The sequence below is a fragment of the Phenylobacterium sp. genome, from assembly GCF_024508875.1.
Lineage (GTDB): Bacteria > Pseudomonadota > Alphaproteobacteria > Caulobacterales > Caulobacteraceae > Phenylobacterium.
The window spans coordinates 1-18,892 of the sequence record NZ_JANINU010000323.1 but is presented as its reverse complement, the minus strand read 5'-3'; the positions used below and the strand labels follow the sequence as shown (position 1 = coordinate 18,892).

Genomic DNA, 18,892 nt, shown 5'->3' with positions numbered 1-18,892 from the left:
AGATCGAGGCGCGCATGGGCGCGGCCACCGACGGCGCCGAGATCGTGCGCCTGTCCAAGGAGCACGCCGAGCTGAAGCCCGTCGCCGACGCCGTCACGGCCCTCGAAAAGGCCAAGGCCGAGGGCCCTGAGCTGGAGGAGATGCTGGCCTCCGGCGACGCCGACATGGCCGACATGGCCCGCGACGAACTGGAGGCGCTGAAGGAACGGCTGCCGGCGCTTGAGCATGAAGTCGCCCTGCTGCTCGCGCCCAAGGACAAGGACGAGAACGCCTCGGCGATCATTGAAGTCCGCGCCGGCACCGGCGGCGACGAAGCCGCCCTGTTCGCCGGCGACCTCTTCCGCATGTACCAGCGCTACGCTCAGTCGAAGGGCTGGCGGGTCGAGATCGACTCGCTGACCGAGGGCGAAATGGGCGGTTACAAGGAAATCGTCGCCTCCATCACCGGCGATGGCGTGTTCGGCCGGCTGAAGTTCGAGAGCGGCGTACACCGGGTCCAGCGCGTGCCCGCCACGGAAGCCCAGGGCCGAATCCACACCTCGGCCGCCACGGTGGCCATCCTACCCGAACCGGAAGAGGTCGAGATCGAAATCCGCGACCAGGACCTGCGGATCGACACCTACCGCTCGTCCGGCGCCGGCGGCCAGCACGTGAACAAAACCGACTCGGCGGTGCGCATCACCCACCTGCCCACTGGCATCGTGGTGACGAGTTCCGAGAAATCGCAGCACCAGAACCGGGCGCGGGCCATGAAGGCGCTGAAGGTCAAGCTGTACGACATGCAGCGCGAGGCCATCGACAGCGCTCGGTCCGAGAGCCGCAAGAGCCAGGTCGGCTCGGGCGACCGGTCGGAGCGCATCCGCACCTACAACTTCCCCCAGGGCCGTGTGACCGACCACCGGATCAACCTGACGCTCTACAACCTGCCCAAGGTCATGGAGGGCGAGGCGCTAGACGACGTGATCAACCCGCTGATCGCCGAAGACCAGGCGGCGCGTCTCGCTGCCCTGGAAGACGAGTTGGGCTAAGGCGGCGAGCTCTCTCCGCCCGCCTTCGTGGGGGGCGGGCTGCCGCGCGGCGGCGGGCGGCGCAGGTTTCGGACCTGGCGCCGCAGGGTCTCCAGCAACTGCCGGGTCCCATTACGGACACCGACGAAGCGCAGGCCGACGGTATCGGCCATCGCCGCGCCGCGCTCGCCCATGGGCTTGGCCGGGCCCGTTGTGGAATCGATCGCCGTCTGGTGCTCGATCTCCGCGTTCAACTCGGCGCCCATCAGGACCACCATCACCGAGAACCAGACCCACAGCATGAACCCGATCACCGTGCCCAACGAGCCATAGGTGGCGTCCAGGCGCGCGACATTGTTCAGGTACCAGGAGAACCCCGCCGAGCCGGCCATCCAGAAAAAGGCCGCCGCGGCGCCGCCGGGCAGCAGCCAGCGCCAGCGCGCGCGTCGCCGGCTCGGACCGTAGCGATAGGCGACACAGAACGCGCCGGCCGCGACCGCATAGACCAGCGGCCACCGGGCCGCGATCAGCCAGTCCTGCCGGAGACCGAGCGCATCGAGCACGATGGGCGCGGCCACCAGAATCCCGCTGACGAGCGCCAGGAACACCAGCAGGGCGAGGGTGAAGCCGTAGGTGAGCGCCGTCCGCACGAGATAGTTTCGCTTCTCGGTCTCGTCGTAGGCGATGTTCAGCCCATCGAAGAGCGACTTCATCCCGGCGCTGGCGCTCCAGATCGACAGGAGCAGGCTGACCACGAAGGCCAGCGATAGGCCCGCGGCCTTCCCGGTGGCCAGGCGCAGCATCTGCTCGCCCAGCAACCGCACCGCTTCGGGCGGGAAGATGGCCGAGAGCTGCACCAGTTGCTGCTCCACCAGGCGCACGTCGGCGATCAGGCCGTACAGCGAGACGAAGACGCCCAGAGCCGGGAAGATCGCCAGCAGCGTGTAGTAGGTGACGCTGCCGGCCACCACCGTCAGCCGATCCTGGCCGATCTCCCGCCAGGTGCGCCAAAGGATGTCCTTCCACCCGCGCCAGGGGATGTGGGCCGGGCGCTCGGCCACCCGCCCTCGCCCAGGCTCCTGCGCCTCGAAGTGGGCCGGTTCGGCGACCGTCTGACGGCTGAGCCCCGGCTGCGGCTTCGGTTCGATGCGCAGCGGTTGCGGCGCCGGGCGCGCGCGGCTGGCGTTCCACCACGCCGCGGCCAGCGCCGCCGCCAGCGCCCACGGCGCGAGGCTGGCGGCCGACGGGGCCGACCGTCGGCGCGGAGGCTGGGATCGATGGACAACGGTCACGTCTGCGCTCCCCTGGCGGCGCTTCGGCTAACCCATGGCGTGGCCGTCCGTTCCCGGCATTGGGCATGGCGCTTGAGCCCGGTCGCGCTTTCGGCGAGAAGCGCGGCCATGAGCGGCCACGTCGCGGCGATATATCGGCATCCAGTGAAGGGCTTCACGCCCGAGCCGCTGACGCACGTCGACCTCGCGCCGGGCGAGGGGTTCCCGCACGACCGGATCTGGGCCGTCGAAAACGGCCCGTCCGGCTACGACGCCGACGCGCCGGCGTTCACGCCCAAGCAGAAGTTCACGGTGCTGGCGGCGATCCCCGGCGTGGCGGCCGCGCGGACCCGCTACGATGAAGCCACCGGCGTCCTGACCGCCGAGGCGCCGGGCGCGCCACCGTACTCCGGCCGCCTAGGCGAACCCGCGGGACGTTTGGCCTTCGCCGATTGGCTGGGAAGCGTCCTGCCCGGAGAGGATATTCGCGGCCCCTTGAAGGTCGTCGACGCCCGTGGCGCGTTTCGCTTCACCGACCACCCGCTCGGCCAGGTCTCGGTGATCAATCTCGCCAGCGTCCGCGACCTTTCCCGGAAGATGGGCGTGGAACTCGACCCGCTGCGCTTTCGCGGCAACCTCTATGTCGATGGCTGGCCGGCCTGGGTCGAGAACGAATGGCCCGGCCGCGAGTTGATGGTCGGCTGGGCGCGGGCCAAGGTGTTCAAGCCCATCGTGCGCTGCGCCGCCACGGAGGTCGATCCGACCACGGCCGTACGTGACCTCGAGGTGGTGAAGGCGTTGTTCGACAACTACGGCCACATGTTCTGCGGAATCTACATCCAGATGACGTCCTCCGGCCGCATCGGCCTCGGCGACGCGGCGACGGCGCCGCAATGAGCCTCACGCTGGTCAAGGCCTGGAAGGGCGCCCGTACACGGCTCGAGGCCGCCGGCCTCTCCGGCCCCGTGATCGACGCACGCCTGTTGGTGGAGGCCGCCGCGGACGCCACGCGCGTCGAGATCGTCACCGATCCCTACCGGGAGCTCACGCCCGAGCAGGAGGCGAAGCTCGAGGAATACCTGGCGCGACGCGAACGGCGGGAGCCGGTGAGCCACATCCTGGGCCGCAAGGGCTTCTGGAAGATCATGCTGAACGTCACCGGCGACGTTCTGACGCCGCGGCCCGACACCGAGACGGTGGTGGAATATTCCCTCCGCGAATTCCCTGAGCGCGCGCCCTGGCGCATCCTCGACCTTGGCGTGGGATCGGGGGCGATCCTGCTGGCATTGCTCGCCGAGCGGCCTGCGGCCAAGGGGCTGGGCGTCGACATTTCCGAAGAGGCCTTGGCCGTCGCGCGGGACAACGCCGCCTCGCTGGGCCTCGCGAACCGCGCGGCCTTCCTGCGCGGCGACTGGACCGCTGGCCTCGACACCGCCTCGTTCGACCTCGTGGTCTCCAACCCGCCCTACATCGCCGACGAGGTGATCGAGACGCTGGAGCCGGAGGTCCGCGACCACGAGCCGCGCCTGGCCCTGTCCGGCGGCGCCGACGGTCTGGATCACTACCGCATCCTCGCCCCGGAGATTCTCCGGGTGCTGAAGCCGGGCGGACGCTTCGCCGTCGAGATCGGCTACGACCAGAAGCAGCCCGTCGAGGCGCTGTTCAAGGAGGCCGGCGCTGTGTTCGTCGACACCATCAAGGACCTCGCCGACCGCGACCGCGTCGTCGTCGGTGAGAAAAAGGCCTTGGAAACGCCGGACTGACTCGCTACATCAATGCCTGTCTCCACCCAAATTCGTCGGTGTTGCAGGTAGATACGTCCCCATGCAGGACGCCCGCCGGACCCGACAGGCGCGACGTCTTCACCAAGGGCCTCTCGCTGACGAGCTTCCGGGCGGAAGACGGGGAAAACACACGTCTTCGACATCACTGAGCGGGCGGAGCCCGACGGAGCTGAAGGCCAAGTCGCCGCACAGGCGCTGAGGAAGAACCAGACGGTTTCTTAAAAAATGAGAGATTTCAAGGGTATGAAGCGCCAGCGCGGGCGCAATCGGGGCGGTGGCGGCGGTGGCGGAAAGCCCCAGCAGCACAACGCCAATCGGGCTTTCGATTCGAACGGCCCCGACGGCGTGAAGGTGCGCGGCAACGCCCAGCACGTCTTCGAGAAGTACCAGCAGCTCGCTCGCGACGCGACGTCCGCTGGCGACCGCGTCCTCGCCGAGAATTATCTGCAGCACGCGGAACACTATTTCCGCCTGCTGCGCGCCATCCAGCCCAACCGCCCGGCCAGCGAGATCATCGGCCGCGACCAGTTCGCGTCGGGCTACGACATCGACTTCGAGGACGAGAGCGGCCAGGCGGCCGCCGCGGCCGCCGACGAAGCCGCCGGCGAAGGTGGTGAAGCGCGTGAGGACGGCGAAGGCCGTGACCAGAACCGCAACCGCGACCGCGACCGCGGCGAATGGCAGGGCCGCGACCGCGACGACCGGCCGCGCGACCGGGATCGGGATCGCGACCGTGATCGTGGCGAAGGCGGCCGGGACCGCTGGCGCGATCGCGATGATCGTCCCCGGGATCGCGACCGTGATCGGGACCGCAACCGCAATCGCGACGACCGGCAGCGTGACGACCGTCCGCGCGGCGAGGGTGAAGACCGCCCGCGGGACGACCGGCCCCCGCGCGACGACCGTCCGCGTTTCGAACGCAACCGCGACCGCGACGACCGCCCGGAGCGGGACCCGCTGGCCGTCGTGCAGCCCCAGGGCGACGCCCCGGCTCCCGAGCCGGCGCCGGCGCCCATCGCCCGCGACGACAGCGAGCACAGCCACGTCCCGGCGTTCCTGCGTCCGACGCGTCCCGTAGCTGCGGCGCCGGCCGCGGCTGAAGCCGCCGAGGACAAGCCCAAGCCCCGCCGTCGCCGTGCCCCGCGCAGCTTCGAAGGCGGCGAAGGCGCACCGGCCCCCGCCGAGTCGGAAGAGTAGGCCTCTTTTCCCTCCCCTTCATGGGGAGGGTCGACGCGCCGCACACGCGCGGGGTGGGGAACGAGGGTTCGGGCACGGCGCCCGGCCGCGAGCTCCTCGCCCGTCTCTCGCTTCGTTCGAGCCCCCCTCCCCATGACGCGGAGGGAAAGCCCTACTCGGACCGCTTCAACAGCGCCGCCAGCTCGCCCTGCCACAGCGCCGCCCAGGTGTGTGTGCCATGGCCGTGGGTCTCCGCACTGGCGGGGATCAGCACGAACTTCGCCGTCTTGAGACGCCGCGCCTCGCGCTCGGCGATGCCCAGCTCCGGCGGGTTGATGAAGTCGTCGGCCGAGTTCACCCAGGTCACGGGCGCGCTGATCTTGGCTAAGTTCTTCGACGGGTCGTAGGTCCGCGATGCATCGAGCTGATAGATGAGATCGTTGGCGTCCGCCGGAGCCATGCGGCGCGCGAGTTCGGGTCCGATCCACGCATCGACCGCTTCCCGCGTCGGAAGTTGGTTCTGCATCGGCAGAGGCGAGGCGCCCACAAGGATCAGCAGGTCCTGCGCGGTGCGGAGCCCCTGGACCGGGGCGCTTGCATAGTCTCCGCCGTTCCACGCCGGATCGGCCTTCACCGCGTCGATCGCCATCTTGCGCCATAGGCGGTTGCGGCCGGCGATCTCCACCGGCAGGCAGGCCAGGGGCATGAACGCCTTGGACGACTGCGGCCAGGTCTCGGCCCACATGAAGCCGTGCATGCAGCCCATCGACGTTCCCATCAGCAGGCGCAGCCTGTCGACCTTAAGGCCGTCGGCGACCAGTGCATGGTGCGCCGCGATCATGTCGGCGTAGTCGTACTTCGGGAACTTCGTCCGAAGCCCGTCCGAAGGCTTGGACGAACCCCCATGACCGATGCCGTCGGGCAGGACGATGAAGTACTTGGCCGGATCGAGCAGACCGCCCGGCACGAAGAGCACATCGGCGAATTGGGGACTGAGGAACTGTCGCCCCGTGCCGCCGGTGCCGTGCAGGATCAGCACCGCGTTGGTCACCTTGCCGGCGGCGTCGGTCTTCGGTGTCCCCAGCGTGTAGTAATGGATCTTCAGCTCGGGCAGGCTTTCGCCGGAACCGAACCTGAAATCCTTGATGACGTAGTCATGCGCCGCGGGCTCCGGCGCAGCCAGCGCGCTCCCGAACAAGACCAGCGCCGCCGGGACGCCCGCGAGCGCCCTGCCCCAAGCTCCACGCATCCGAACCCCCAGACTATCCGGACGGCAGTCTAGGGAGGCCGGGTCAGAACCGATACCCCACGCCCATGCGGAAGCTGCGCCCCGGAAGCGGGGCCACATCCTTGAGGAACGAGGCGTGCTCACGGGCCTCGACGTTGGTCAGGTTGTTGGCGTCGACGAAGACCTTGAGGTCCGGCTCGGCCTCGAACGGCCGCAGCACCAGCGAGGCGTTCAGCATGGTGTAGCCGTCGGTCGGCAGTTCGAAGTCGGCCACGCGATCCTGCTTGCCGACGGTCCGGACCTCGAGGGTCCCGGTCCACCATCCGCCTTCGTAGACGCCGCGCCCGGTAAGCGACCACGGCGGGATGCGGGCGGGGGGGCCGTAGCTGGTCTTGCCGCGCACATAGTCGCCCGCGGCCTCCAGCCGGAAGCTCTTGTCGCCCGAGTGCCAGGGCGTGTAGCCGACCTCGGCCTCCGTGCCGTAGAATTTTGCCCCGCCCTGCACGAAGTTGAACACCGGGAAGCCCGAGTCCGCGTCCGTCGCGCCGGTCGGCACGAGGTCGATGAAGTTGTCGTAGTCGACGTAGAAGCCGTGCAGGTCGAGGATCCACGTCTCGCTGGAATAGTGGGCCGTGGTGTCGAGCGAGTATGAGACTTCCTTGTCCAGCGTCGGGTCGCCGACCTCGAAGCTGCCCGTGGCAGGGTGCGCCCCGAACGACGACAGCTCCTCCTCGGTCAGGCCGCGGCTGGTGCGCGACAGCGACGCGCCGAAGAACCAGCCTTCGATCGGCCGGACAAACGCCCCGACCGACGCCGAGACGTTGGTGAAGTCGCGATCGGCGCGGATATTCCTGATCGATCGCGTGTCGACCCGGAGGCCGCCTTCGACGCCCCAGCTTTCCTTGTCGAGCCGCTGCAGCGTGAAGACGCCAAGCTCGTCGATCTTGGTGGCCGGGATCAGGGCCTCCTCGCCAATGGCGTCGAAGGTGCGGTGCAACCCCTGGAAGCCCAAGGCGCCCTGCCAGCCGCCGCGGTCCGGCTGCACCAGTTCGACGCGGCCCTCGTAGCCCTTCGACAGGAAGGTGGTGCCCGGTTCGGCGCCTTCGAACTCGGTGTGCTTGTAGTCCGAGTAGCCGCCGGCGAACCGGATGCTCTTGAAGGGGCCGAGGTCCATGTCGAGGCCGCCGCGAGTATCGACCCGCGTCTGCTTCAGCCCGATGTGCACGTCCTCCTCGGCCGCGCTGCCATAGCTGCTGTCGGTGTGCTTGATCGAGACGCCGCCCCAGCCCTGCGCGCCGGCGTACGACAGTCCGGCGCCGTAGGCGTCGAGGTCGACGAACGTGTTGGGCACGCGGGTTCGCGACCGCGAAGGCGCCGGCAGGCCCAGTTCGCTGGCCAGTTCGCGCGACATCGCCGCGACCGGAATCTCGTAGTCGCCGCTCTCGCGGTGGGCGCCGTCGGCCGTGAACGTGAAGCCGTCGCCGAGGCCCGCCGACACGGCGCCCGAGACCGCCTTGCCCTCGTCGCCCGTGCTGTACGAGCCCAGCACCCGGCCGTGGATGCCGTCGACGTATTTCGAAGGGATGCGGTTGTCGATGATGTTGACGATGCCGCCGATGGCCGAGCCGCCGTAGGCCAGGGCCGACGGTCCGCGCAGCACCTCGATCCGCTCCGCCTCCTGCGGGTCGCTGGCCACCTGATGGTCGGGCGAAAGGCCGGAGGCGTCGATCATCCCCACGCCGTTGGTGAGCACCTGGACGCGCGGCCCCGAAAGGCCGCGGATGACCGGTCGGCTGGCTCCGGGACCGAAGAAGGACGAGCGCACGCCCGGCAGGTGGGCCAGCACGTCGCCGAGGCCGGCCGACGGCGCCAGGTCGAGCTCTTCGCGCTTCACCACGTTCACGCTCGTGGTCGTGGAGTCGATCGAAACCACGTAGGGCGCGGCGGTAACCACCACCTCCGCAAGGTCCTTGCCGTCGTCGCCGGCATCGGCCGCTAGAGCGGGGCAAGCCAGCAGCGCAAGCGCGCCGGCGGCGGCGAAGAGGGAGACGCGGGGCATACGGACGCCTTTTCGGGGAGGAGAGGCCTGAACTGTGCCGATAGTGTTATGAAATAACATAACCGCCCGTCAAGCGCGTTGCCGCATTGCGATGAACCGGGTTACTTGGAGGCCATGACCAGCGCCTGTCATCACCACGATGAGCACGATCACCACGGCCTGCACGGCGTGGCGCTCGGGCGTGCGTTGGAGGCCGCCGAGCTTCGCTGCGCCGGAACCCAGGAACGCCTCACCGCCCCTCGCCGCCGGGTGCTGGAACTGCTCCTGGCGGCCGACGCGCCCCTCAAGGCCTACGACCTGATCGCAGCGTACGGCGAAGCCGGCGAGCCGGCTAAGCCCCCCACGGTCTACCGCGCACTCGAATTCCTGGAACGCCTGGGTTTTGCGCACCGGATCGAGAGCCTGAACGCCTATGTGCCCTGCCGCATCGAAGGCGGGCACATGGCCGCCTTCCTGATCTGCGACTGCTGCGGCGAAGCCGCCGAGTTCGAGCCGGACTTCGCGCCCACCCTCACCGCCGCGCAGGCGGCCGGCTACGCGGTGCGCCAAGTCACCCTGGAGGCTCGCGGCCTGTGCGCCGGCTGCCGGGAGCACTGACCTCCCGCGCAGGCTCCTGATCGCCGATGCGCAGGCAGATCTATCTCGACTGCGACGGCGTGCTCGCCGACTTCGACCGCGGCGCGGCGGCCGTGCTGGGGATGCCCCCCCGCGCCTTCGAGGCGAAGTACGGGATCAAGGAATTCTGGCGCCGCCTAGCGCGGGCTCCGGGCTTCTTCGAAACGCTGGACGTGCTCCCGGGCGCGGTCACGCTGTACGAAGCCGTCCGCGATCGCGACCCGATCATCCTGACCGGTTTGCCGCTGGGGCGCTGGGCCGCGCCCCAGAAGCGGGCGTGGGCCGAACGCCATTTTCCCGGCGTGCCGATGATCACCACCAGCGCCGCGCTCAAGCGCGAGCACTGCCATCCGGGTGACGTGCTGGTGGACGATCGCGAGAAGTACCGCCACCTCTGGGAAGCGGCCGGCGGCGTCTTTGTCCACCACAAGGACGCCCGCAGCTCCATCCGGCAACTGCGGGCGCTCGGCTACATCGACTAGTACCAGAAGATGTCCCGGACCACCTGGACGATACGGCCGCTGTACTCGTCGATCAGCAACGCATCGGGGCCCGACCGCACCCATTCGTAGCCCGGGGGCGGCAGCGGCAGATCGTATTGCCAGGGGTCGATGATCCAATAGCCGGGGCCGAACCAGCTACGAGGGAAGAACTCCCCGAAGCTCCAGGTGCGCAGGTAGAACCCACTGGGCGGACGCCACGTGTACCGATAGCGATGGGAGCTGAAATAGGACGATGGATAGCGCCCCCGCTCCCACCGACGCCGATCGTCGTGGCGATCGCGGTCGTTCCAGTCGCGCCGGCCGCTGTCGCCACGATGGTCCCAGTCGCGGCGGTCCCTGTCGCGCCGATCGCCATCGCGCCATTCCCCATCGCGGCCGCCGCTCCATCCCCGGCGGTCGTTGTCCCCGCGACCGTTCCAGTCGCGCCGGCCATCGTCAGGCCGCCCATCGAAGCGCTGCCCGTCGTTTCGCGGGCCATCCGTGCGCTGGCCGTCGCCACGGCGGTCGCCGCCACGATCATTGAAGTTCCGGTCGTCGGGCTGGCCATAGCGGCCATCGCCGCGGAAGCGCGGACGGTCCGCCCGCTGCGCCGCCGGCGCTTGCGGCGCGGGACGGGCCTGCGGAGCCTGGGCGGCTTCCGGGGCACGAACGCCGCGGCCGGCCCACTCGCCTTGCGGCCGCCCGCCGCCGTTCCAGCGGTCGCCCTGCGCCTGGTCGCGGCGCTCAAGCCGCTCCTGTCGCGCCTCGCCGCGGTCACCACGCTCGCCCCGGTCCTGCGCCATCGCCGGCGCCGCCTGGGCCGCAAGCACGGCGGCCAGGGCCGCCATCGCCATCTTCATCGCCTTCAATCCAGTTCTGGCCGCGCGGAGGCGACCGATAGTCCCTTGTCCGCAAGCTTGGGACCTGCCGGCTGAACCGGGGTTGAACGACGACGCCGACCGCGCGAGATCAACACAAGCGACGGAGGACGCCGAGTGGCCGCGACACCCAACGACATCCTGGGCTTCTGGAAACACGCTGGCCCCAAGCAGTGGTATGCGGCCAAACCGGCGTTCGACGCGGCGATCCGCCTGAAGTTCGAGGGGGTCCATCATGCCGCCGCACGGGGTGAATACGACAAATGGGCCGAGACGCCGGAGGGCGCGTTGGCCCTGCTGCTCCTGCTGGACCAGTTCCCCCGCAACCTCTTCCGGAAGTCGCCCCACGCGTTCGCGACCGATCCCAAGGCGCGCGCCATCGCCCGCGCCGCGACGGAAAAGGGGTGGCATCTGAAGGTGGAGACGGAGCTGCGGCAGTTCATGATCCTGCCGTTCGAGCATTCCGAGGACATCGCCGACCAGGACCTCTGCCTGACCCTGGCCGAAGAGCTGGGCGATCCGGAGACGCTGAAATGGGCGGTGATCCACCGCGACATCATCGCCCGCTTCGGGCGCTTCCCGCATCGCAATCCGATGCTGGGACGAACCACCACCGCCGAGGAACAGGCGTTCCTCGACGACGGCGGCTTTGCGGGGTGAAGTCCTACTCGGGCTTCGCGGCCTCGCCCTTCTCGGCGTCCTTGGCGCTGTCGGCGGCCTTGGTCACGCAGACCTTGCGCGGCATGCGCGAGCCGCTGGGCGTGGCCGTGTAGCACATCTTGGTCGGCCCCTTTTCCTCGGCCTTGGCCGACTTGGCGGGCTTCTCGGCGGCCACGGCCTCGCCGGATTGCGTCGTCTCGGGCGCGGCGAAGAGGGCCAGCGCGGCGACTGCGGAAATCAGCATACGGGTGTCATCCTACATAAAAACTGTAGGGCGAGCTCTTAACGGCCGTTAACGGGCCGGCCAACCCGCGAATCGACGAACGGTCACATGGTGACGGAAAGGCGCCTGTGGATGAGGCGACGATTCACGACATCGTCGATTTGCGAATCACCCGCCGCGGGCGACCTTTCGTTTCGATGAACGCTCACGTCCCCATCGCCGCCTACGAGGCCGGGCCGGACCATCCGGAGCGGCAGTACCTTGCGCTGCTCGAGGACATCCTCGCGAACGGCGTGCAGCGTGGCGACCGCACCGGTACGGGCACCCTGGGCGTCTTCGGCCGGCAGATGCGGTTCGACCTCGCCAAGGGCTTCCCGCTGCTGACCACCAAGAAGCTGCATCGCAAATCGATCATCGTCGAATTGCTGTGGTTCCTGCGCGGCGAGACCAACGTGCGCTGGCTGCAGGAGCGCGGTGTCAGCATCTGGGACGAATGGGCCGACGCCGAGGGCGAGTTGGGCCCGGTCTACGGAAAACAGTGGCGGTCGTGGACCGCGCCCGATGGCCGGGTGATCGACCAGATCGTCAACGTCGTCGAGGGCCTCAAGACCAACCCCAACAGCCGCCGCCACATCGTCTCGGCCTGGAATCCGGCCGAGGTGGAGGACATGGCGCTGCCGCCCTGCCACTGCCTGTTCCAGTTCTTCGTGGCCGACGGGCGGTTGAGCTGCCAGCTCTACCAGCGCTCGGCCGACGTCTTCCTAGGCGTGCCCTTCAATATCGCCAGCTATGCGCTGCTCACGATGATGGTGGCCAAGGTCTGCGGTCTCCAGCCCGGCGAGTTCGTCCACACGTTGGGGGATGCGCACCTCTACCTGAACCACCTCGAGCAGGCGCGGTTGCAACTGTCACGTGACCCGCTTCCCCTGCCGGTCATGCACATCGCCGACAAGGACGACCTGTTCGCCTTCGAGTACGAGGACTTCAAGCTCGAGGGCTATACAGCGCACCCCTCCATCGCAGCCCCCATCGCGGTCTGAAGATCATGAAGACGCCCCTGACCCTCAGAGAGGTTTCGGAGTCGGCGGCCCAGATCTCGGACATCTATGCCGGCAAGTTCGGCATCGCCCGCGACGACGATTGGTACCTGCTGAAGCTCCAGGAGGAGCTGGGCGAACTCGCCCAGGCGCACCTGCGCCTTTCCAGCCGGGGCCGTGGCGAGGCCTGCGAACACGACCGCGCGGACGAGGCGGCCGACCTGCTCTGCCAGGTCCTGCTCTACTGCCGCCGCTTCGGCATCGACCCCGACGCCGCCGTACGCCGCAAATGGCTCACCTGGCTGGAGCCGGCGGCCTGACGGCCTACTTCCTGACGAACGCACAAAGCTTCGCGCCGTCAGGATCGCGGACATAGGCGGCGTAGAAGACCGGATCCATGCCTTCGCGCACGCCGGGCGGTCCTTCGCATGTCCCACCGGTCGCGAGGGCCGCCGCGTGGAAGGCGTCGACGGCCTCCCGGTCACGGGTCCGGAACGCCAGCATCGTCCCGTTTCCCCCTGTCGCTTCGCCGCGGTCGAACGGCCGGGTGAGGAAGAACGGGACCGGGTCGCCGTCCCGCGCATAGCCGGTCCACGTGGGACTGGTCGTGGTGCGACGGGCGCCGAGCGGCTTGAATACGGCGTCGTAGAACCGGATAGCCCGGTCCATGTCGTTCACCCCGACCGTGGTGTAGGCGATCATCGATGCATCCTCCCGGCGGCCTCTGCGGGGCCGCGCAGGCGTGACCTTAGCCCGCCAAGGCCGAACGCGGCGCCGTCTTCGGCCGCCCCTCTCCCGCCTGTTCGCCAGGCCGGAGGAACAGGCGGGTGATCGCGGGCTGGGTCTGCTGGATCCGGTCGCTGAGTTCGCTCGCCGCAACTTCGACCCCGCCCCCCGGCAGGTCGTCGTCGAAGTCGATGGTGACGCCCACCAGAATCTCCTCGGGGCCCAGATGGAGGCTCAGCACCTCGATCACCTGGACCACGCGGGGGTCGGCCTCCAGGATCGCGCGGACGTCGCGCACGATCTCCGGGGCCGCCGCTTCACCCGTCAGCAGGCTGCGCGTCTCGTTGGCCATGAAGACCGCGATCGTCGTCAGCAGCAGCCCGATCCCGATGGAGGCCACGCCGTCGGCCCAATGGAGACCGAGGAGCGACGAGGCGGCCACGCCCGCCAGCGCCATCAGCAGGCCGATGAGGGCTCCGGCGTCCTCCAGCAGGACAGCGAACAGGCTGGGGTCCTTGCTCGCCTTGATGGACTTCAGGAACCGCCCTCGCCCGCCATGCCGGCGGCGATGCTCGCGGAACGCCACCAGGAACGAGCCGCCCTCGAAGCCGATCGCCAATCCAAGGACCAGGAAGTTGATCCACGGGCTGACCATCGGCCCCGGATGCGTGGCGCGTAGAATCCCCTCGTAGATCGAGAAGGCCCCGCCCAGCGCGAAGACCAGCAGGGCGACCACGAAGGACCAGAAGTAGAGCTCCATCCCGTGGCCGAAGGGGTGGCCCGGGTCGGGCGGCCGGCTGGCGCGCTTCAGCCCCAGCAGCAGCAGGCCCTGGTTCCCGGTGTCGACCAGCGAGTGAACCGCCTCGGTCAGCATCGCCGAACTGCCGGTGAAGAGGAACGCCGCGAACTTGCTGACCGCGATCGCCAGGTTGCCGCCGGCCGCAGCGTAGATCGCCAGCTTGGAGTCTCCCGCCATCTGGCGTGAACGGGCGAGCCGGCGTTTGGTGACAGCCGGCGGCGCAGGCTAGAGAACAGGCATGTCTCAGGTGATCCTCGCCGCCGGCCCCATCGCCCGCGCCCGCAACGGTGTCATCGGCCGGGATGGGACCCTTCCCTGGCGGCTGAAGTCCGACCTGGCGATCTTCCGGGCCATCACCATGGGCAAGCCGGTGATCATGGGCCGCAAGACCTGGGAGAGCCTCCCGAAGAAGCCGCTGGTCGGTCGCACGAACATCGTCCTCACCAAGGACGGATCGTTCGAGCCTAAGGGGGCGGTGGTCTGCGAGGACTTCTCGGAGGCGCTTTCGATCGCCCGCGAGCAGGCCGAGGAGGACGGCGCGCGGGAGGTGTGCGTGATCGGCGGGGCGTCGCTGTTCGAGCTGGCCCTCCCGAAAGCCAAGCGCCTCTATCTGACCGACGTCGACGCCGAGGTCGAGGGCGACGTCGTGCTCAGCCCCATCGACGAAAGTCGGTGGACCGAGGTGCGGTCCGAGCGCCACGAGGCGTCGGATGTCGACGAATATCCCTTCACCGTTCGCGTGCTGGAACGCCGCTGAACAAGACGGCCCGGGACGACGCGCGCCCCGGGCCAGGGAGGAACCACCTTCGCGTTCAGAAGGCGAAGGTCAGGGAAGCGCCGTAGGTGCGCGGCTGGCCGGGGAAGCGGACGACGACGTTCGCGTTCGAGCTGACCGCGGTCCAGTAGTAGGTGTTGGTCAGGTTGCGCACCCACACCTGCGCCCGCCAGCGGTCGTCCAGCGAATGGACGCCGACGCTGGCGTTGACCAGGCCGTAGTCCTTGATGGTGAAGCGCGGATCGCCCTCCAGGTCGGCATGGCTGTCGTCCTGCCAGCGCGCGTTCAGCGCCACCTGCAGGCCCAGGTCCGCCGAAAGGTCGCGGCTGTAGAGCGCCGTCAGCGCGCCCGAACGCTTGGGGCTGTAGAGGAACGGCGCGCCGTCGAAGTCCTGCGGCTGGCCAGCCCCGTTGATGCCGACGTAGCCCTTCACTTCGGTGTGCAGCAGGGTGCCGGAGGCGATCAGCGTGAGCTCGGGCGAGAGCCGCCACGTGACCTCGCCGTCGACGCCGTAGGCCTCGCTGTCCGGCACGTTCTGCAGGCGCGACAGCGCGGTGTAGATCGGGTCGGCGAAATACACGCTGAGCTGCTTGTCCGTGTAGTCGTAGTAGAAGCCGCTGACGTTCACCTGCATGCGGCGGTTCAGCAGGCCCGCCTTCACGCCCAGCTCATAGGCCGTGAGCAGTTCCTGCTTGGCCGGCGCGTTCTGGGTGGAGATGTTCGCCGCGTTGATCGGCGTGGCGCCGGCCTTGGCCCCGCGCGAGACCGAGCCGAACACCAGGACGTTGTCCATCGGGGTCCAGTCCAGCGCGACGCGCCAGGCGATGTTGTTCTCGTTCAGCTTCGAGGCGACCGGACCGAACGTCTTGGTGGCCGGGTCGAATGTGACGCAACCGCCCTGGCTGATGGGGGCCACCAGCGCGCCGTAGGTCTGGAAGAACAGCGCCCGGTTCACGACGTTGACGTTGGGCAGCATGCTGCCCTGGTAGTCGCGCGAGCAGCCGACGTAGTCCTGCCGGTCTTCGGTGTAGCGGATGCCGCCGGTGATCTTCAGGGTCTCGGTGATCCGGTAGTCGGCGTTTGCGAACAGGCTCCAGGTCTTGGTCTCGATGTCGCCGCGGTCGACGTAGGTGCGGAACGCCTGGGACATCTGGGCGGCCGTGTAGCCGCCGCTGTTGAACGGGGTGGCCAGCAGGCCCGCGCCGGCGAACCGGATCAGACCGACGTTGGAATTCTGGCCCAGCAGGGTGCGGTTGGAATCGAGGATCTCGTCGCGGGCGACATAGCCGCCGATCAGCCAGTTCGACTTCTCGGTCGACCCTTCGATCCGCAGTTCCTCCGAGATCGATTCGATGTCGCCGCGCGCATTCTGCAGCAGGATCTCGTACGGCGCGCCGCTCCAGTCGAAGAGCGCCCGGCGCTTCAGGTCCTGGTAGCCCGTCAGCGAGACGACCCGCATGTCCTCGTTGATGTCGTAGGCGAGGCGCAGCTTGATGGCGGCGAAGTCGTTGTTCTCGCGCAACGGGCCGGCCAGACCCGCGCCGATGCCGATGTCGGCGCTGCGGGCGGCGCGCGGCGCCCAGTCAGCCTGGCTGGCCTTCGTGGGCTGGTTGGCGGCGATGTAGTCCTTCAGGCCGGGGGCCAGGAACGGGCTGTTCGCCGTGGCCGGGGTGAAGCCGATACCCTGGGCCGCCACGGTGTCTGACTGATTCTTCCAGTAGGAGACCGAGAGGTCCGCGCTGAACTGCTCGTTCGGCTCGAAGTGCAGCGCGCCGCGCACGCCCCACCGGTCGACCTCGCCCTGGCGCTCGCCCCGGCTGTTGGAGACTTGCCAGCCCTTGTCGCTGTTCTCCATCCGGAACGCGAAGCGCCCGTCCAGGCCCGGCGCGATCTGGCCGTTGACGAAGCCCTCGAGGTTGTAGGTCTTGTAGTTGCCGGCCTCGGCCGTGATCTGGGCCTTGAACTCGTCGGTCGGCTTGTTGGTGACGAAGTCGATCAGGCCGGCGGTCGTGTTGCGACCATACAGCGTGCCCTGCGGCCCTTTCAGAACCTCCACCCGTTCCAGGTCGAAGATCGGGCCGGTGTTCATGAAGGGATAGGCGTAGGCGACTTCGTCCGTGTAGGTGCCGACCGTCGAGGTGGCCGACAGGTTGATCGTGTTGAAGCCGATGCCGCGCAGCGTGTAGGTCGGCACGCCCTGATAGCTCTGCGAGACCGTGAACGACGGCGCGAAGGCCGACAGGTCCTTGGCGTCGGTGACGTGCAATTGCTCCAGCACCTCACCGCGGACCGCCTGGATACCCATGGCGACCGCATTGGCGCTTTCCTCGCGCCGCTGGGCCGTGACGACGATGGCGTCGACGGTGGCGGGTTCTTCGGAGGGGGCCGTCTGGGCGAGGGCCGGCGCGCCGGCCAGCAAGGCGACGGCCGAGGCTCCGGCCGCGAAAAGACGACGCCGGGCGGTGGCGTGATGCATAGATATCCCTCCCTGGGCCCGCGCCTGACGTGGACGCGCGGCCTCGCACCCGCAAAGCCATGTCCTGCGGGCTGTTGTGGGGCCGAAGCGCAAGACGGGCCACGACCGAGGGCTCGATAACTGTGCAGTTCGCCGGCCGCCGACAAGCTATCGGAACTGATAGGGCCAGTATCTCCAACCCTGGGACGTGTCGAAAACCACACGAACTCTTACGCGAGGGAAGCGCGAACGCTCACGTGGCCGCGAATATTGAACGCGACCCGAACGCCCAAAACCCCTTCGCCTTCCCTGACGGGCGCCCCCTATAGTCGGGCAAAACCACAGGCCGGGAGAGTGACGCCATGGAAATCGAGGAAGTCTGCGACGAGCTGGAGTTTCCGGAAGGTCCGATCGCCATGGCCGACGGCTCGGTGATCCTCACCGAGATCAAGGGCCAGCGGCTGACCCGTGTGAAGCCCGACGGCTCGAAGGAGACCGTGGTCGAGACCGGCGGCGGCCCGAACGGCGCGGCCATCGGCCCCGATGGCGCGATCTGGATCACCAACAACGGCGGCAGCTTCGAGTGGCTGGACCAGGGCGGCCTGACCATCCCCGGCCCCACGCCGCCCAGCCACACCGGCGGCTATATCCAGCGCTACGACCTGAAGACCGGCAAGCTGGAGACGGTCTACGACAGTTGCGACGGCAAGCGGCTGGTGGGCCCGAACGACATCGTCTTCGACAAGACGGGCGGCTTCTGGTTCTCGGACCACGGCTGCTCGACGCCGGACGGCCGCAAGAACGGTGCGCTGCACTACGCCAAGATCGACGGCAGCCACATCAGCCAGCAGCGCGGCCACCTGATTTCGCCGAACGGCGTGGGCCTCTCGCCCGACGAGAAGACGGTCTACCTGGCCGACACCATGCTGGGCCGCCTCTGGGCCTTCCCGGTGGCCGAGACCGGTGTCCTCGCCCCACCCAACGGCTTCGCGCCGGGCAACATCGTCTGCAACCTGCCCGGCTACCAACTGCTGGACAGCCTGGCGGTCGAGGCGGACGGCAAGGTGTGCGTCGCGACGATCATCAACGGGGGCATCACCGCCTTCAGCCCCGACGGGACCACCCAGCACTATCCCTTCCCGGACCTGGTGGTGACCAACATCTGCTTCGGCGGGCCGGACATGACGACGGCCTGGGTGACGGCGTCGGCCACGGGCAAGCTCTACAAGGCCAAGTGGCCCCGCCCGGGCCTGAAGCTGAACTTCAACGCGTAGAGAGTCTCCCTCCCCCTAATGGGGAGGGTGGCGAGCGCAGCGAGACGGGTGGGGAAGTCACGACCGGGCGCGGAGCCTGATCGACCATTCCCCACCCTGCTCGCCTGCGGCGAGCTGTCCCTCCCCCTTAAGGGAGGGACTTCAGTACAGCTTCGCCATCGCGGAGCGGTCGAAGGCCGACAGCTCGCTGTGGCGGCCCTCGCGGATCTTCACGACCCACTCCGGATCCTGGAGCAGGGCGCGCCCGACGCCGACCAGGTCGAAGTCTCCGCGGTCCAGCATGCGCTCCAGCCGGTCCAGCGACGCGGGCTGGCTACCCTCGCCCGCGAAGGCAGCGATGAACTCGCCCGAGAGGCCCACCGAGCCCACGGTGATCGTCGGCACGCCAGTGACCTTCTTGGCCCAGCCGGCGAAGTTGAGGTCGCTGCCCTCGAACTCCGGCT

Annotated in this window: 19 protein-coding genes and 1 pseudogene; 11 read left to right on the top strand and 9 right to left on the bottom strand. The window is 68.7% G+C overall.

The genetic code is table 11. The features are described from left to right. Positions 1 to 2: 2 nt before the first annotated feature. Positions 3 to 1,028: a peptide chain release factor 1 gene (prfA, locus tag Q0L11_RS21175; protein ID WP_296599910.1), complete on the top strand. Its 1,026-nt coding sequence runs from the start codon at positions 3 to 5 to the stop codon at positions 1,026 to 1,028. Here the strand turns inward: prfA and Q0L11_RS21170 are convergent. Continuing rightward, positions 1,025 to 2,299 carry a YihY/virulence factor BrkB family protein gene (locus tag Q0L11_RS21170; protein ID WP_296599909.1) on the bottom strand — a complete coding sequence of 425 codons (1,275 nt, stop codon included), beginning with the start codon at positions 2,297 to 2,299 and terminating at the stop codon, positions 1,025 to 1,027. The genes prfA and Q0L11_RS21170 overlap by 4 nt on opposite strands. 108 nt (positions 2,300 to 2,407) lie before the next feature. Here Q0L11_RS21170 and Q0L11_RS21165 point away from each other — a divergent pair, with 108 nt between their 5' ends. From Q0L11_RS21165 to Q0L11_RS21155, 3 genes are all read left to right on the top strand, one after another. Further along, positions 2,408 to 3,175 (top strand): MOSC N-terminal beta barrel domain-containing protein, encoded by a 768-nt coding sequence (locus tag Q0L11_RS21165; protein WP_296599907.1) that lies wholly within the window; start codon positions 2,408 to 2,410, stop codon positions 3,173 to 3,175. Then, positions 3,172 to 4,041: a peptide chain release factor N(5)-glutamine methyltransferase gene (gene prmC / locus Q0L11_RS21160; protein WP_296599906.1), complete on the top strand. Its 870-nt coding sequence runs from the start codon at positions 3,172 to 3,174 to the stop codon at positions 4,039 to 4,041. Before Q0L11_RS21165 ends, prmC begins: the two co-directional genes overlap by 4 nt. Positions 4,042 to 4,287: 246 nt before the next feature. Next, positions 4,288 to 5,259: a DUF4167 domain-containing protein gene (locus tag Q0L11_RS21155; protein ID WP_296599904.1), complete on the top strand. Its 972-nt coding sequence runs from the start codon at positions 4,288 to 4,290 to the stop codon at positions 5,257 to 5,259. A gap of 151 nt (positions 5,260 to 5,410) precedes the next feature. On the opposite strand, the gene Q0L11_RS21150 is transcribed toward Q0L11_RS21155, so the two are convergent. Further along, on the bottom strand, positions 5,411 to 6,487 hold the full coding sequence (locus Q0L11_RS21150) for an alpha/beta fold hydrolase (RefSeq protein WP_296599903.1): 1,077 nt from the start codon (positions 6,485 to 6,487) through the stop codon (positions 5,411 to 5,413). 43 nt (positions 6,488 to 6,530) lie between these two features. Beyond that, positions 6,531 to 8,525, bottom strand: coding sequence for a TonB-dependent receptor (locus tag Q0L11_RS21145; RefSeq protein WP_296599902.1), 1,995 nt, complete (start codon positions 8,523 to 8,525; stop codon positions 6,531 to 6,533). A gap of 114 nt (positions 8,526 to 8,639) precedes the next feature. Between Q0L11_RS21145 and Q0L11_RS21140 the strand changes: the two genes are divergently transcribed. Together Q0L11_RS21140 and Q0L11_RS21135 are read left to right on the top strand one after the other, a co-directional pair. Then, positions 8,640 to 9,122 (top strand): Fur family transcriptional regulator, encoded by a 483-nt coding sequence (locus Q0L11_RS21140; RefSeq protein WP_296599900.1) that lies wholly within the window; start codon positions 8,640 to 8,642, stop codon positions 9,120 to 9,122. Between the two features lie 26 nt (positions 9,123 to 9,148). After that, complete coding sequence (locus Q0L11_RS21135) at positions 9,149 to 9,622, top strand: hypothetical protein (protein WP_296599899.1); 474 nt, start codon at positions 9,149 to 9,151, stop codon at positions 9,620 to 9,622. Here the strand turns inward: Q0L11_RS21135 and Q0L11_RS21130 are convergent. Continuing rightward, positions 9,619 to 10,482, bottom strand: coding sequence for an RcnB family protein (locus tag Q0L11_RS21130; RefSeq protein ID WP_296599897.1), 864 nt, complete (start codon positions 10,480 to 10,482; stop codon positions 9,619 to 9,621). The two genes, Q0L11_RS21135 and Q0L11_RS21130, sit on opposite strands and share 4 nt — an antisense overlap. 135 nt (positions 10,483 to 10,617) lie before the next feature. Between Q0L11_RS21130 and Q0L11_RS21125 the strand changes: the two genes are divergently transcribed. Beyond that, a complete protein-coding gene (locus tag Q0L11_RS21125; protein WP_296599896.1) occupies positions 10,618 to 11,160 on the top strand; it encodes a DUF924 family protein in 543 nt (180 codons plus the stop codon). 4 nt (positions 11,161 to 11,164) lie between these two features. On the opposite strand, the gene Q0L11_RS21120 is transcribed toward Q0L11_RS21125, so the two are convergent. Then, a complete protein-coding gene (locus Q0L11_RS21120; protein WP_296599895.1) occupies positions 11,165 to 11,404 on the bottom strand; it encodes a hypothetical protein in 240 nt (79 codons plus the stop codon). Positions 11,405 to 11,580: 176 nt separating this feature from the next. Between Q0L11_RS21120 and Q0L11_RS21115 the strand changes: the two genes are divergently transcribed. Together Q0L11_RS21115 and Q0L11_RS21110 are read left to right on the top strand one after the other, a co-directional pair. After that, positions 11,581 to 12,423: a thymidylate synthase gene (locus Q0L11_RS21115; RefSeq protein WP_296599894.1), complete on the top strand. Its 843-nt coding sequence runs from the start codon at positions 11,581 to 11,583 to the stop codon at positions 12,421 to 12,423. A 5-nt stretch (positions 12,424 to 12,428) separates the two neighbouring features. Then, positions 12,429 to 12,740, top strand: coding sequence for a phosphoribosyl-ATP pyrophosphohydrolase (locus Q0L11_RS21110; RefSeq protein WP_296599892.1), 312 nt, complete (start codon positions 12,429 to 12,431; stop codon positions 12,738 to 12,740). 4 nt (positions 12,741 to 12,744) lie between these two features. Here the strand turns inward: Q0L11_RS21110 and Q0L11_RS21105 are convergent, their stop codons facing one another. Further along, positions 12,745 to 13,122, bottom strand: coding sequence for a VOC family protein (locus Q0L11_RS21105; protein ID WP_296599891.1), 378 nt, complete (start codon positions 13,120 to 13,122; stop codon positions 12,745 to 12,747). Positions 13,123 to 13,168: 46 nt separating this feature from the next. Continuing rightward, complete coding sequence (locus Q0L11_RS21100) at positions 13,169 to 14,122, bottom strand: cation diffusion facilitator family transporter (protein ID WP_296599889.1); 954 nt, start codon at positions 14,120 to 14,122, stop codon at positions 13,169 to 13,171. Positions 14,123 to 14,183: 61 nt separating this feature from the next. On the opposite strand from Q0L11_RS21100, the gene Q0L11_RS21095 reads away from it, so the two are divergent. Continuing rightward, complete coding sequence (locus Q0L11_RS21095; protein ID WP_296599888.1) at positions 14,184 to 14,702, top strand: dihydrofolate reductase; 519 nt, start codon at positions 14,184 to 14,186, stop codon at positions 14,700 to 14,702. 55 nt (positions 14,703 to 14,757) lie between these two features. Here the strand turns inward: Q0L11_RS21095 and Q0L11_RS21090 are convergent, their stop codons facing one another. Next, positions 14,758 to 17,196, bottom strand: coding sequence for a TonB-dependent receptor (locus Q0L11_RS21090; RefSeq protein ID WP_296599887.1), 2,439 nt, complete (start codon positions 17,194 to 17,196; stop codon positions 14,758 to 14,760). A gap of 341 nt (positions 17,197 to 17,537) precedes the next feature. Between Q0L11_RS21090 and Q0L11_RS21085 the strand changes: the two genes are divergently transcribed. Next, entirely contained in the window at positions 17,538 to 18,449 is a 912-nt protein-coding gene (locus Q0L11_RS21085; RefSeq protein WP_296599885.1) for an SMP-30/gluconolactonase/LRE family protein, read from the top strand. A gap of 141 nt (positions 18,450 to 18,590) precedes the next feature. Here the strand turns inward: Q0L11_RS21085 and Q0L11_RS21080 are convergent. After that, positions 18,591 to 18,892: pseudogene (locus tag Q0L11_RS21080) on the bottom strand (12-oxophytodienoate reductase); the annotation flags it as partial.